The following is a 13,229-nucleotide window of genomic DNA, read 5'->3' as shown; positions in this document are numbered from 1 at the left end:
ACTGCATCCGCTCTTGCAGTTCCTCGAATGATAAACTAGCGATACAGAACCTGTCGAAGGAGATCTATGCGCAGAAGCCAAACCTGAACCGCAGCTGCGGTGTCAATAAGTGCCAGTCTTGGCACTGTCTCTCTGTGCAACATCTCTGCAGGACTATCATGAAAAACATCAATACACGTATCCGTGCCTATATGGCATCGGACAATGAAAAGCTTTCGACAATCTGGCTTGATGCCTCTCTTTCGGCGCATACCTTTATTGGAGAAGAACGGCTGCGTAAGCAGCAAAGACTTATCGAGACGACGTATCTCCCCAACTCGGAGACCTGGGTGGCCTGTCAATCGGGGGAGCCGATTGGCTTCATCAGCCTTGTGGACAGTTTCATCGGCGGCTTGTTTATCGCGCCGCACTATCAGGGGCGGGGAATCGGCCGAATTCTAGTCGCCCATGCAATGGCATTGAAGGAGGAGTTGCGGTTGGAGGTTTACATGGACAACCACCGGGCACTTGCCTTCTATCAAACGCTTGGGTTCGAAGAACTATCAAGACGGGCAATGGATGATGATGGTTTGCCCTTCGAGACTGTCCAGTTGCGATTGAAAAGCTGACGAAAGAGCTGGGCGACGACATACAACGTCCCGCCTAGCATTTCCCAACCACACCAAGCTGTCATCATACCTAGGGTAGATAGACCGTTTAGTATCGCCCGCTCTCGAACAATCTGAGCCGCGGTTTGTGCCGTGCACGGTAAAGGTATCGGGCCCAGAGTGCGAACACGGGTGTCAGCATACCGGCATCGATCTCGATGCGGTCATGCAATCGGCTGCCGCTCTCGATCTCCGTGACCGAAAGACTGTGCAGCCATGTCTTTACACCGGCACCCCGTTCAGAAGATCGAAGGATCATGCGCTGATTGTCGCATTCCAACACCTCCATGCGATAGGGTTGCGCAGGGAGTTTGCCGAAGAGCGACACCATCACTTCAAGCCTCTGCCCAGTTTGGGTGCGCCCGGCTGGCAACCCCTCAAACGAGACCAATCCTTCCATAACCTCGCTCAGCGCCGCGTAGTCGGTGGCCATCGCCCACAATCTTGACGCGCTTACGGGATAGTCGTTCTGTACAGTGACAATCCTCATGCGAGCCTCGTCAGTTCCTGCGCGCAATACATCTGATCTCGATGCAAGCGCCTTCCCGGACAAAACCCGCGACTTCAATCGCTGTCCATGCAGGGAACGGTTCCGACACATATTTCGCCCGTATGTCTTTGAACGCATTTAGATGGTCACGCAGACCAACGTGGTAGCTGGTCATCTCCACCAGATGTTCGAAGCCCAGTCCGGCTTCGGCCAGCACCATCCCGATCTTCTCAAAGACCGCCTCAATCTGATCGGTCGGGTTGTCAGCCAGCAAGCCGTCCGCATCGGCACCTGTGAGACCGGTCATGAAGACAAAGCCATCGTGTTCAAGCCCCGGTGACATCATCCAGTCCGTCACGTAGCTTTCGAGGCTTTCCGGGACAATGGATTTCGGCATGGTATACCCTTCCAGATGCATTGTGTCTTTGTTGGTGTTATCGCAGGGCATCACGGTTCTAGCTGCCAAGCAAAAGAAGTGCTGAACAGACGAACCAGACAAACCAGTGTGGCAGTCGCCACAGGCTGACCGCAGTTTTGCGCAGGATCTTCATCTGGACGATCCAAACCACGCCCCACAAAAAGAACAGCAGTCCGAAAAACAGGATCGCCGGACGTTCCAACGGACCTAGGTTCAGGACTGCGATGCCGAACAGCGCCGCCGCCACCAGCAGAAGATCGACAGACAGCATCTGAAAGGCGCACATGGCCTGGACCCAATTGGTGTTGCGTTGCGTCTCCGATCTGGGTGGGGCGAGTGTGGCAGTCTCTTTTGTACCGATGACAACATGAGCCAAAAAGGCGGCCAGCGTAATGCAGGCAACGATGAAAACCCAAATGTTCAAGTGATATCTCCGCTATGTGAAACGTGGCAAAGGCGGGTCAGTCGTTTGAGGCTGATGCTGGCCGTAACCCGGCCCCAAGCATTGAAATTGCCTCGCGGACCAAACGACTGTGCCGTCGCCTTGTTATGTCAAATAAACTCATATGCAAGACTACTCCATCCATCATGCTGGCCAGCGCGCGGCCTATCGAGGCGGCTTCATAGTGCTCTGCAACCTGCTTTCGTTCTTGAAGATGTGAGATCTGGTTGGCGTAGTGGGCACCCAGACGATCAAAAAACCGGGCCACATGCTGCGAGAAATCCTCAGATGCAAAACTTGGACCGAACACCTCGAAGAAGACACGAAGAAATGAAGCCTGCTCAGTTGAGATATCCATCGTTCGGTTGAGCTCATCGAGAAAGGCATCAAGCGTCTCGCAAGTCTGGCCTTGTGTGATCCGGTCTTCCAGCATTGCAAAATGGCGATCGACAATCGCCTTCGTCATCGCGTCCTTGCCGTCAAAATATATGTAGAGTGTACCTTTGGCCAAGCTGGCCGCGCGTGCAACATCGCTCACCGATGACGCATGATAACCCTTTTCAACAAAAACCTTCATGGCCGCATCGAGGATTTCACCTCGCATTTTCGCTTTGTCCACGACCTTGGGCATTCACCTGTAATCCTTACTGCTCTCTTTCGTGCCCATCATAGACACAGAATTATTATGACCGGATGGTCATTTTTGTCGCACCCACTTTTAATGACCAGCTGGTCATTATAAATCAATTCTGAAAACAACCTCGCCATCATTTTTTGCTGCGACGGCAAACACACAAACCAAAGTCATGGGTAAATCACCGACTCTAAGGAGAAGACATGCAAACCGCACCGATCAACTGGACTTACTCAGGCGGCATTGATCCGCTTTGCGGGACAGGCGCCACAGTGGCTGAACGTATCCTGGCATATGGCATGGCCTCTATTTTCACCGGCATCATTCTGGCTGCGGATCAGGCTCGGAATGTGCCCGTCGCCGAAGGTTGGAAAATTGCGCTGCTCGCCTTTTTCGCCTTTGACATCGCCGGTGGCGCGGTCGCGAACATGCTCAACTCTTGCAAACGGTTTTATCACACGGACCTGCAACCAGGTGAGGGCCTAAGCGCCCGGCTGGCAAAGAATCCGATGCTGTTCACCGCAATACACGTACACCCGGTCATCATCGCCTACTTTTTGAACGGCAACCTCCTGAATGCGGCAATCTGGTATGCGCTGCTTCTCGTCAGCGTGACAACAGTGCTGTTAATGCCGCTTTATCTACGGCGTGCATCTGCAACCGGACTGACCGTACTTGCCCTGCTTGGCGACCAGCTTCTTCTGCCGCTTGGGGACGGGCTGGAATGGTTTATTCCCTGTCTCTTCATGAAGATGGTTCTCGGCCATGCGGTGCAGGAAGAACCATATAGAGCTGGTTGACAGCAATGGGGGCATGGTCCGCAAGAGATCAGATCACATCAGGCAGAGCTAATGACATGGTGTAGCAATCCGAGCAGCATTGGCACATCCGTAGCTCACACCAAGGCAACCTAAACAAAAACGAAATCTGGTATGCCTTGCTTAGATCAAGATGCTAGGTGCTTCGTGCCCAGATTTGACGCAGAACACAGAAAGAGATCGCCGATGCCAAACCACATCCTAGCTCCAATCCTCGGCACTGACCGCCTCATCCTAAGAGGTCACCGGACCAGCGACTTCGATGACAGTGCTTCGATGTGGGCTGATCCGGAGGTGGTTGCCTTGATTTCAGGCGAGCCATCCACCGAGGAGCAGTCTTGGACGCGACTTCTGAGCTATACCGGTCACTGGTCGCATCTCGGCTTCGGGTATTGGGTCGTCGAATGCAAGAAGACCGGCGTATTCCTTGGAGAGGTTGGGTTTGCCAACCACCGACGCGATACGGTTCCTTCCCTGGATGGAAATCCGGAGGCAGGCTGGGTGTTCAAAGCGGGCGCACAAGGTAAAGGCTACGCCACCGAGGCCGTTACAAGGATGTTGGAATGGGCAGATGAATGGTTGGAGTTCGATCAAACATCCTGCATTTTTGATCCAGAACACTCCAACTCCATCAGGGTTGCTGAAAAGACCGGATTCTCGAACAAAACTATGGGCACCTATAGCACCCTCGAGACGCTTTTCATGCGACGAGCGCGCCAGTTCCGCTGATCTACCGGATGCATCAATAAGGTGCGGCCAGTGGTCAACGTTGTGCCCTAGAGATCCAGGGATAGGGCGCCTGGTAGTGATGACACGCATGGGGTATCGGTGGCGGCTTCAGTTGTCACTCTACCTTTCTGATAGCTGGACGTCCGCTTCTGCGAACTTCATAGGGACTTACGATGTCTGCAGCGAATGACCGCGTCCCGCCCGATTCATTAGAATAACAACGCGTTCTTGCGCAAAAAGTAAAGGCGCAGCCAGCTCCGCCGCACTTGTTTTGGGGCCAGCGGGATTTGGACAAGCCAAACGCCCCTGGCCATCAGGGGTAAGACGCTGCCTTCCCCCTCGGGCAACCCTATTAGACAACACCGTGTCCTCGGCTGCGCCTGCGGGTCGCACCACTATTGTCGAATAGCATTGCCTCGCCCCATCCGCGTTCGCCACTTGGCAGATTAGCAGGAACAGGCGCCTTCGGCGTCTGATCTGCAAATCAGCCCTGATTTTCCCAATGGAGAAGTCAGGATCATTGAAACCGGTCTAGGTGCTGGATGAAGGATGTGAGGCGAAAATGGAAAGGTTCTGTCGCTGGTGGCAGAACTATGTGTCGCCTGACAGGGGGCCAGTGGCGGACCGAGGAGGATTCGAACCCCCGACCCCTTGATTCGTAGTCAAGTACTCTATCCAGCTGAGCTATCGGTCCGCGTTGGTGAGGCGCTGTTTAGACCCGGGACGTAGGACGTGCAAGACGATTCTTCGAAAAACCTTCAAAAAGTCATCTCCCCGCGAGGAAGCCTTATTTCAAACGTGGTTCCCTTAGGTCCAGTGTCTTTCAAGACAAGATCGCCCCCATGGCCACGAACCAGTTCCTGCGAAATTGCCAGGCCCAGACCAGACCCGCCTTTGCGCACCCCGCCCTGGAACGGGGTGAACAGATTTTCGCGCGCTTTGGGCGGCAATCCTGGACCTGTGTCGCGGATCTCGAGGCACCAACTGTCTTCAACTTCGCGCCCGGCAATAGTGATTTGACCCGGCTTGCCAGATGCGACCAAAGCCTGCCTGGCATTCCGGACAAGGTTCATGATAACTCGGAACAGTTGTTCTGGGTCCGCTCGGGCCACTAGGTCGTTGGGCACATCGTTCACTATTTCCACGCACGCATCTGCGATCGCAAGTTGTTCGCTTGCTGCAACATCTTCGGCCAAATCCCGCAATCGGACCATGTTCAGTGTCGGAGCGGGCTCTTCGGCGCGGCCAAAGGCAAGCGTGTTTTCACAAAGCGAAACCGCGCGTGTTATCGAGTTCACCAGTTTCGGAGCCATCCGCCGCACAAGCGGGTCATCGCTGGCCTCGATCCGATCGGTAAACAGCTGAGCGGATGTCAGGATGTTACGTAAATCATGACTGACCTTGGCCACTGCCCCGCCCAACTGAGCCAGCCTCTCACGTTGTTTAAGGGCTTGGGTCAGATCCGTTTGCAGCATCTTCAAGGCTTCTTCCGCCTCGCGCAACTCGGTCACTTTGGAGTTCGGCGAGATGATACCGCGGGCATCCTCGGGCGCGCTGGCGTAGCGTTGCATGTAGCCGACCACGCTTTTGATTGGTCGGACAAGCACCACCCGCACCGCGAGAAACAGGAACGAGGCAGTAATGATGGAAATTACAAAGGACAGGCCCAGAATACGCCATCCGTAATCCGTCATCGCCATTCGCAGGGGGGCGCTGTCAGTTGTCACTTCGATCAGAAGACCGGCGCCTTTGACCGGCTCGCCGATCACACGGATGACCTGGTCTTCGACAGTGAATAAACGAGTCATCGCGTCACGGATTAGAACCCATGGTCCAGCATCCCTAAGGTCGTAGGTTTTAGCGATTTGTTCAGGAATGGGGGATGACAGCATCAACTGACGTACTTCGTCACGGCGCAGAACGACGTTATAGACACCAGCGTTTGCCAGCAGCTCGGCCTCAAGATCTTCGGCCAGCATGTCATCGGCCAACAGGGCCAGCGACGCAATCTGAGCACGTTCCAGGCGGTTCAGCAGGAAATCTTCCCGAAACCGCGCAATCGAAGGCACGAAGATCAATACCTCGGCCAACATCACGAAGACCGTTGTCAGGATCAGGAAACGTCCGGACAGCGAATTCAATGGGCGCTCCTTTTTCGGCTAGGGGATCCAGCGCTGGACGAATCTGACCACTCGTTTAACTGTCTGATTCTCAAACAGCCTTGGCGAGAAATAGGCCCCCGCGACGCGTTTGTTAAGCTCTCCGATTGTCGGATATGGGGACACCATCGCAGCAATCTGACCCATTTTCAGGTTATTGGCTATCGCCAGAGACCACAAATTGATCAATTCACCCGCCTGGTGGCCAACGATTGTGGCACCCACTGGACGACCTTTGACAACCATAACCTTGATAAAACCGGTTGTTCTTCGTTCCGCCACAGCACGGTCGTTGTGGTGAAAGTCAAACCGTGCAATTTCGACGTTTTTGCCGTGTTGCGCGTGCGCCTGCGCGTCGGTCAACCCAACTTGTGCCAGTTCCGGCTGCGTGTATGTGGCCCATGGGATATGGTTTGTCTTGGCTTTGGACGGCAGACCAAACAAGGCCGACCGGATGATAATGCCCGCGTGGTACCCGGCGACATGGGTGAATTGCATCCCGCCAGCGACATCCCCAATGGCATAAACCTTGCGGTTTGTCGTGCGCAACGCATCATCTGTTTTTATCCCGGTCCGCGTTCGGTCAATGCCTGCCACTTCAAGATTCAGACGCTCGACATTGGCCTTGCGCCCAGCCGCCAGCATCAGATGGGAACCAGCATAAATCTCACCGTTTTCGGTGACAACTTCGACTGCGCCATCAGAGCCCCGGATTTGCGCGACCATTGCGTTCTCGTGAATGGCGACCCCTTCCGAGCGCAAGGCATCGAGCACGACATCTGCCGCCTCGGGGTCATCTTTGCCCAGTGCCTTCATGCCTTCGATCACGGTCACTTTGCATCCCAGTCGAATATGGGCCTGGGCCATCTCCATACCGATCGGGCCACCGCCGATGATCAGCAGGTGGCCAGGTTTTTCTCGCAGCTCAAAGATGGTTTCGTTTGTGTAGAATGGGACGTTGTCGAGCCCGGGAATAGGCGGGACCAATGGTGAAGACCCTGTCGCAATCACCACGCGTCGCGCTGTGATCACCTGATCACCCGCCTGAACTTGAGTTGGAGAGACAAATGAACCGTATTCACGGATCACCTTGACGCCAAACCCCTCAAACCGCTCCTGACTGTCCATAGGCTCGATCTGGGCGATAACATCTCGGACATGGTCCTTGGCAGCAGCGTAGTCCACTTGAGGTGCGCTATCAGCAACACCAAAGACCGCCGAATGTGCTTGTCCGTAGGCTGCTTTGCCACTTGCAATCAAAGCCTTTGACGGCACACAACCGAAATTCAAGCAGTCACCTCCCATCTTGTGGCCCTCCAGCAAGATGACATCGGCGCCCATCTGGCTGGCACCCGCGGCAACGGACAAACCACCCGACCCGGCCCCAATCACCAGGATATCGGTTTTCAGGTTTTTCATGTTTCAGACGTCCTTTCGGCCACGCAGGTATTTGATGCCGATCGGCAATGCAGCCAATACGCATAAACCAATGATTGGGCCAATCACAAAAGGTTCCCACAACAGCGACACATCAGGCGTCTCGCCTCGGTCGAATACGCCGCCCAAGCCAACACCGATCCAAGTATAGACGATCCCACCGGGGATAATGCCCAGCGCCGTTGTCAGCAGAAAGTTGCGGAACTTCACGCCGACCAAAGCCGGAACAAGGTTTGCGACAAAGAACGGAACTACTGGTACAAGCCGCAGCAGAAACAACACTGAGATTTCATTTTCCCGCAGCCCGTCCTTAAGCTTTTTGATGGAGCCTTCTGACGATTCCAATCGCGCTGTCAACGACTCACCCAGGCCCCAACGTGCCGCTAGGAAAATCGCCGAAGCGCCGACCGTGGCTGCAAAAACGTTGAACACGGTGCCGGCAACCAGACCAAAAAGGAACCCGCCGGTCATCGACGCAACGGCCGCGCCTGGCAAGGAAAACGCCACAACCACTATGTAAATCGCAATAAACGCCACCGTCATCGCCCAGTAATTCGCATCTCTCCACGCCAGCAATGCCTCGCGGTTGTCGCGCAGAGTTTCAAAGGTCAGGTAGTCCCCAAGTGTAAAGAACCCGACCGTGGCGACGGTAAGGATAACAAGCAATGGGATGTGACGTGCAATCCCGCTGCGTGGCGGTTGGGTCGTTTCGCTCATCTGGTTGTCCGGTTTTTTGGGTTCCATTCTCCTCACAAGATGCGCTGCCTGCGCGCGCAACAACAGAGTGTTCACGGCCCCTTGAAGTTTCCCGCCGCGAATGTGAGTGTTTTCTGTATAAAAGCCGGTTTTTGAAATGTTTTGCGACGACGGATTACAGAATTGTTGCAAAAGGCGCGAAAACCGCGTCCATGGGGTTTGACTTACCCTACTCTTAGCAGTAGAGGACGGGCTTCGAACACTACGGGCAGGCGAATCCGCGCCGCACCCGACCGCATAGATTGGAGACGGAGCGATGAAACGCACCTATCAGCCTTCGAACCTGGTTCGCAAACGCCGCCACGGTTTCCGCGCGCGCATGGCTACAAAAGCCGGCCGCAAAATCCTGAATTCACGCCGCGCCCGCGGTCGTAAATCGCTGAGCGCATAAAACCGCCCACCGATCAGGTTATGAACATGACGCCGCCGGAGGCCCCTGAGGATGGTAAGAACCAGCCCGGGGATACGCCCCCGGCGGCGTCCGTTTGCGCGCCTGAAACTCTGACTATTCTCAAGAACCGTTCCGATTTCCTCAAGGCAGCGCGGGCGCGCAGGCAAGGCACGTCCTCGATGATGGTGCAGGCCCGCAAGCGCGCCTCGGATGAGGCAACCGGGATTCGCGTTGGCTTTACCTGCTCCAAGAAAGTTGGCAATGCGGTTGCCCGTAACCGCGCCAAACGTCGGCTACGCGAAGTCGCGCGCGCCGTTTTGCCTGCCCATGGCCTTGATGGCTGGGACTATGTCCTGATCGGACGCGCCGATGTGACTGCCGCACGTCAATTTGATTCCCTTTTGGACGACTTTCGATACGCGCTGCGCAAGCTGCACAATGCCCAGAAATGACTTTGCTTGCGCATATCCTTGCCCTGCCCGTGCGGGCTTATCGTCTGGTCTTCAGCCCGTGGGTTGGCTTCAATTGCCGCTACCAGCCGACTTGCTCGGCCTATGCATTGGAGGCCTTGGAAAAACACGGCGCGATCAAAGGCGCTTGGTTGGCCGCACGCCGTATCGGCAGGTGCCATCCCTGGGGCGGCGATGGATATGACCCGGTTCCCGATCACCAAAAAGACTGATCTTCTCAGAGCAACGCCAAGTTGCCCCGATCCGTGAGTGCTCGGGTTGGAATCACCTCACGATCCAGCTTGCCCATAAAGGTATGGTGAAGGTCTTCGTAGAACCGCGGCGAGTCGAAATACCAGCTGTGGCTTGCTGATTTCCCGTCCGAAAAATCAGCACGATTGTCTTTGAAGAACTTGCCACAATAGAGGTTCACGGCCTTTTCGGGATGTTCAGCGGGCAGACCTACGCGGCCAAGCCTGCGTGATACGCCTACACGTTTCACCTCGGAAATCGACAGAGCTTCGTCAAAGGGGCTGTAATAGCAGGTCAGCCGAGTGCATCTGCGCAGAAGCGATGACGACTTAGGATTGCCGACGCCAAGTGATTTCGACGAAATATCAGCGGCCACAAAGGCGACCTGACTGGTGGTCCAGCTGTGTTGCGCGGTTGTGTGATCATCATCTGCATAATCCATTGCCTCACGCACCAGATACGTTCCCATGGAATGCGCCAGAACATGGATATTATAGCGGCAATCAGGCGTCTGCATCCGCGATAGCCTTTTGATGCCATGGGTGAACAATTTGTCCGCCGAACGACGCGCATCAGCCCGGTCCGAATTGTAGCCAAGCACCGACCCGTCGCTAGGCCAATCATAGCTGATAACTGTCCCTTTGAATCCGTGCGCCTCTAGCCCCGAGCGGATTTTACGATGGCGTTCCAACATCTCGAATTGCTCAGTGTTGAAGCCGTGCACGAAAATGACGATGTGCCCATTCTCTTCATCGTTTGCCCCGGCTTCGGCCTGAACCCCTTGTATCCAATCCGAAACCCGAATTTCGTGCTGCCGTGCAGGTCGTCTGGCATTGGTGGGGATGGCCAGATATCGCGTGCCCCCCGGTTTGTTCGAATAATGGTTGCCATCGCGGCCGCGGACGGAAAAAAAGTAGTCCATCGATCAATCCTTTCAAAAAATATCCGCACAGCATAGCACAAATTGTCTCCTGAATCAGGTCTTTGCAGCGCGGCGCTTCCATGGCATACGCCCGCAAGCCTGAGGAGAGCCGACATGCTGGACGATGACAGCGACATCCATCCCCTATTCGCCGGGGCGCCCTCGACCACCGAGTTCAAAAAGCTGCGCAAACGCATCGTGCGCCAGACCCGCGAGGCTATTGAGCAGTATGGGATGGTGGCGCCATCTGCACATGACAGGGACGGCAAAGCGCCTCGCTGGCTGGTCTGTTTGTCGGGCGGCAAGGACAGCTATACCCTTTTGGCGGTTCTATACGAATTGAAGTGGCGCGGATTGCTGCCGGTGGATCTATTGGCCTGCAATCTGGATCAGGGCCAACCAGGCTTTCCAGCCACCATCTTGCCTGAATTTCTGGACCGGATGGGCGTGCCCCACAGGATCGAATATCAGGACACATATTCAGTGGTTATGGACAAGGTCCCGCAGGGACGCACGTTCTGCGCGCTGTGCTCGCGGTTGCGGCGCGGAAACCTGTATCGCATCGCGCGTGAAGAAGGATGCTCGGCCGTTGTCCTGGGTCATCACCGGGACGATATCCTTGAGACGTTTTTCATGAATCTGTTCCACGGCGGACGGTTGGCCACGATGCCACCCAAGCTGGTGAATGAGGAAGGTGATCTGTTTGTGTATCGCCCGCTGGCCCATGTGGCCGAGGCGGATTGCGAGAAGTTTGCCAAAGCCATGACATATCCCATCATTCCTTGTGACCTGTGTGGGAGTCAGGACGGGTTGCAGCGTCAGCAGGTCAAACAGATTCTGGATCAGTGGGAAAAGAACAGCCCGGGTCGTCGGCAAGTCATGTTCCGCGCGCTGACAAACGCGCGTCCATCTCATCTTTTGGATCCGAAACTATTTGATTTCACGGGTCTTTCTCTGAAGTTAGACAAAAACGCAGAAAATTCGGACGAAATTCCTGTGTTGCGTTAACGACTGACTCAGACTGGTTTCCTACGCTCGGCCGTGCGCGATCTATGCCCAAGGCCGAAAACCAATGCGGAACCATCCTTCTTTTGACCGATTTGCCCATTCTCTTGTCAGAACTCTGAACAGCCCGGCCGCGTTGGCCTTTCTCCCAGCGCTATGCCTAGGTGCCTTTTGGGTCGGAGGGGAGCGCGCGCTTGTTGCTGCGGCTCTGGGCCTGCCACTGGCGTATGCGGGCGTTGGCATACTAGGTGTGGGCGGCGCAGCACGATCCAACCGGCACACTGGCGGCTTAGTGGCAAATGATCGGTTTGAACTTGAGCTTGAAAAGGTGTTTGAGGCTGCAAATCGCAGCGGCGAAACCTCGGCCTGCATTGCTGTGGCGCTGGACGACTACAACCAGTTGCTTGATCTTCACGGACAAGCGGCAGCAAACCACGTAACGGAACAGTTCTGCACCCGCGTTCTGTCCATGATCCGCACCCGCGACGTCGCCACGCGCGTCGGTGGAAACAAAATGCTGATCGGCTTGCGGCCAGCTCAACAGCTGGATTTGGAAGCATGTATTCAGATGACGGGACGCATCCAATCCGTAGTCGAGGACCCCGTGATGCTGAACGGCACGGGTTTGTACATGTCGTGTTCTATCGGCTTTTGCCTCAGTACGAACGAAACAAGTAGCACCGCAGAACAGTGGATCAACGCCGCAACTGGCGCACTGGTGGAGGCGCAGCAAAATGGACCATCTACAATCAGGGCGTTTTCAACGGAAACACGGCGCAGGTCGCGGATCAGGACCAATTTACGCAAGGAATTTGATGCTGCACTAAGCAGCGGAGAGATCTGCCCCTGGTTCCAACCGCAGGTGTCTACTAATACTGGGCGCATTACAGGTTTTGAAGCTCTGGCTCGTTGGGAACACCCGCAAAAGGGCGTTTTGGGACCGCATGTCTTCCTACCGTTTGCCGAGCAGGCAGAACTCATGGAACGTCTTGGGCAAACAATACGCCACCACGCATTTACCGCCATGCAGGCCTGGGATCGCGCCGGTGTCGTCGTTCCCCGAATTGGCGTGAATTTTTCCTCAGACGAATTGCGAGACCCGGGCCTTGTTGATCGCCTCAAGTGGGAGTTGGACCATTTCGACCTGACACCGGACAGGCTGGCGATCGAGGTTTTGGAAACCGTTTTTTCTAGGCGACCTAACGACGTGATCACGCGCAATGTCACCGGTCTCGCCGCGCTTGGATGTTGCATTGATCTGGACGATTTTGGAACCGGGCACGCGTCGATTGCGTCAATCAAACGCTTCAACGTCTCGCGGATCAAAATCGACCGATCGTTTGTTGCCAAATCAGATCAAGACCCCAGCCAACAGCAACTCGCCAGCGCCATTCTGACCATGGCCGAACGATTGCAGCTCGAGACACTGGCCGAAGGTGTCGAGACGCCCGGAGAACACGCTTTGATGGCGCAATTGGGCTGTGACCATGTTCAGGGGTTCGGGATTGGGAAGCCCATGCCCTTTGATCAGACGCTGGATTGGATCGCCACGTATCGCAACAAAGTCAACGGTGTTCCAAAAATCGGACGGCAAACTGGGTAAAGGACCTGAGTTTACCGCAAAGAAGATCCATGCATGACGAATTAAAGGGCGATTCCGCTTGACCTTTCGGCCTGCAC

16 protein-coding genes and 1 tRNA gene are annotated in these 13,229 nt (G+C 55.3%); 8 read left to right on the top strand and 9 right to left on the bottom strand.

From position 1 onward, the window contains the following. Positions 1-158 precede the first annotated feature (158 nt). Positions 159-608 (top strand): GNAT family N-acetyltransferase, encoded by a 450-nt coding sequence (locus Q1B21_RS17980; RefSeq protein ID WP_299891679.1) that lies wholly within the window; start codon positions 159-161, stop codon positions 606-608. A gap of 88 nt (positions 609-696) precedes the next feature. Here Q1B21_RS17980 and Q1B21_RS17975 read toward each other — a convergent pair whose 3' ends face one another. From Q1B21_RS17975 to Q1B21_RS17960, 4 genes are read right to left on the bottom strand one after another with little or no spacing between them, the layout of a single operon-like run. Next, on the bottom strand, positions 697-1,137 hold the full coding sequence (locus tag Q1B21_RS17975; RefSeq protein WP_299891677.1) for an SRPBCC family protein: 441 nt from the start codon (positions 1,135-1,137) through the stop codon (positions 697-699). A gap of 10 nt (positions 1,138-1,147) precedes the next feature. Then, positions 1,148-1,585, bottom strand: coding sequence for a RidA family protein (locus Q1B21_RS17970; protein ID WP_299891674.1), 438 nt, complete (start codon positions 1,583-1,585; stop codon positions 1,148-1,150). 7 nt (positions 1,586-1,592) lie between these two features. Then, positions 1,593-1,979 (bottom strand): hypothetical protein, encoded by a 387-nt coding sequence (locus Q1B21_RS17965; protein ID WP_299891671.1) that lies wholly within the window; start codon positions 1,977-1,979, stop codon positions 1,593-1,595. A gap of 37 nt (positions 1,980-2,016) precedes the next feature. After that, a complete protein-coding gene (locus Q1B21_RS17960; protein ID WP_299891669.1) occupies positions 2,017-2,628 on the bottom strand; it encodes a TetR/AcrR family transcriptional regulator in 612 nt (203 codons plus the stop codon). 206 nt (positions 2,629-2,834) lie between these two features. Here Q1B21_RS17960 and Q1B21_RS17955 point away from each other — a divergent pair, with 206 nt between their 5' ends. Together Q1B21_RS17955 and Q1B21_RS17950 are read left to right on the top strand one after the other, a co-directional pair. After that, positions 2,835-3,431 carry a hypothetical protein gene (locus tag Q1B21_RS17955; RefSeq protein ID WP_299891666.1) on the top strand — a complete coding sequence of 199 codons (597 nt, stop codon included), beginning with the start codon at positions 2,835-2,837 and terminating at the stop codon, positions 3,429-3,431. Between the two features lie 204 nt (positions 3,432-3,635). Next, positions 3,636-4,178 (top strand): GNAT family N-acetyltransferase, encoded by a 543-nt coding sequence (locus Q1B21_RS17950; RefSeq protein WP_299891663.1) that lies wholly within the window; start codon positions 3,636-3,638, stop codon positions 4,176-4,178. A 617-nt stretch (positions 4,179-4,795) separates the two neighbouring features. On the opposite strand, the gene Q1B21_RS17945 is transcribed toward Q1B21_RS17950, so the two are convergent. The 4 genes from Q1B21_RS17945 to Q1B21_RS17930 form a co-directional block, all read right to left on the bottom strand. After that, positions 4,796-4,872: transfer RNA gene (locus Q1B21_RS17945), tRNA-Arg, on the bottom strand. A gap of 64 nt (positions 4,873-4,936) precedes the next feature. Further along, complete coding sequence (locus Q1B21_RS17940; protein WP_299891660.1) at positions 4,937-6,319, bottom strand: ATP-binding protein; 1,383 nt, start codon at positions 6,317-6,319, stop codon at positions 4,937-4,939. Positions 6,320-6,337: 18 nt separating this feature from the next. Next, complete coding sequence (locus Q1B21_RS17935) at positions 6,338-7,756, bottom strand: FAD-dependent oxidoreductase (RefSeq protein ID WP_299891657.1); 1,419 nt, start codon at positions 7,754-7,756, stop codon at positions 6,338-6,340. A gap of 3 nt (positions 7,757-7,759) precedes the next feature. Continuing rightward, complete coding sequence (locus Q1B21_RS17930) at positions 7,760-8,491, bottom strand: TVP38/TMEM64 family protein (protein ID WP_299077780.1); 732 nt, start codon at positions 8,489-8,491, stop codon at positions 7,760-7,762. 295 nt (positions 8,492-8,786) lie between these two features. Here Q1B21_RS17930 and rpmH point away from each other — a divergent pair, with 295 nt between their 5' ends. Genes rpmH through yidD form a run of 3 tightly spaced genes read left to right on the top strand, consistent with a single transcriptional unit; the run spans position 8,787 to position 9,603 of the window. Beyond that, positions 8,787-8,921, top strand: coding sequence for a 50S ribosomal protein L34 (gene rpmH / locus Q1B21_RS17925; protein WP_005632162.1), 135 nt, complete (start codon positions 8,787-8,789; stop codon positions 8,919-8,921). A gap of 26 nt (positions 8,922-8,947) precedes the next feature. After that, positions 8,948-9,373 carry a ribonuclease P protein component gene (rnpA, locus tag Q1B21_RS17920; RefSeq protein ID WP_299891653.1) on the top strand — a complete coding sequence of 142 codons (426 nt, stop codon included), beginning with the start codon at positions 8,948-8,950 and terminating at the stop codon, positions 9,371-9,373. Next, complete coding sequence (gene yidD / locus Q1B21_RS17915) at positions 9,370-9,603, top strand: membrane protein insertion efficiency factor YidD (RefSeq protein ID WP_298937863.1); 234 nt, start codon at positions 9,370-9,372, stop codon at positions 9,601-9,603. The genes rnpA and yidD overlap by 4 nt, the downstream gene beginning before the upstream one ends. Before the next feature lie 5 nt (positions 9,604-9,608). Here the strand turns inward: yidD and Q1B21_RS17910 are convergent, their stop codons facing one another. Then, positions 9,609-10,544: an alpha/beta fold hydrolase gene (locus Q1B21_RS17910; protein ID WP_299891650.1), complete on the bottom strand. Its 936-nt coding sequence runs from the start codon at positions 10,542-10,544 to the stop codon at positions 9,609-9,611. 114 nt (positions 10,545-10,658) lie between these two features. On the opposite strand from Q1B21_RS17910, the gene ttcA reads away from it, so the two are divergent. Next, entirely contained in the window at positions 10,659-11,552 is an 894-nt protein-coding gene (gene ttcA, locus Q1B21_RS17905; RefSeq protein ID WP_299891647.1) for a tRNA 2-thiocytidine(32) synthetase TtcA, read from the top strand. A gap of 64 nt (positions 11,553-11,616) precedes the next feature. Continuing rightward, the gene (locus tag Q1B21_RS17900) at positions 11,617-13,152 is read left to right on the top strand and encodes a bifunctional diguanylate cyclase/phosphodiesterase (RefSeq protein WP_299891645.1); all 1,536 of its coding nucleotides are present in this window, start codon (positions 11,617-11,619) and stop codon (positions 13,150-13,152) included. Positions 13,153-13,229 lie beyond the last annotated feature (77 nt).

The organism is uncultured Ruegeria sp., assembly GCF_947504215.1.
Taxonomy (GTDB): Bacteria; Pseudomonadota; Alphaproteobacteria; order Rhodobacterales; family Rhodobacteraceae; genus Ruegeria.
Note: the sequence above shows the minus strand (reverse complement) of the source record. Positions and strands in the feature narration are given on the sequence as shown.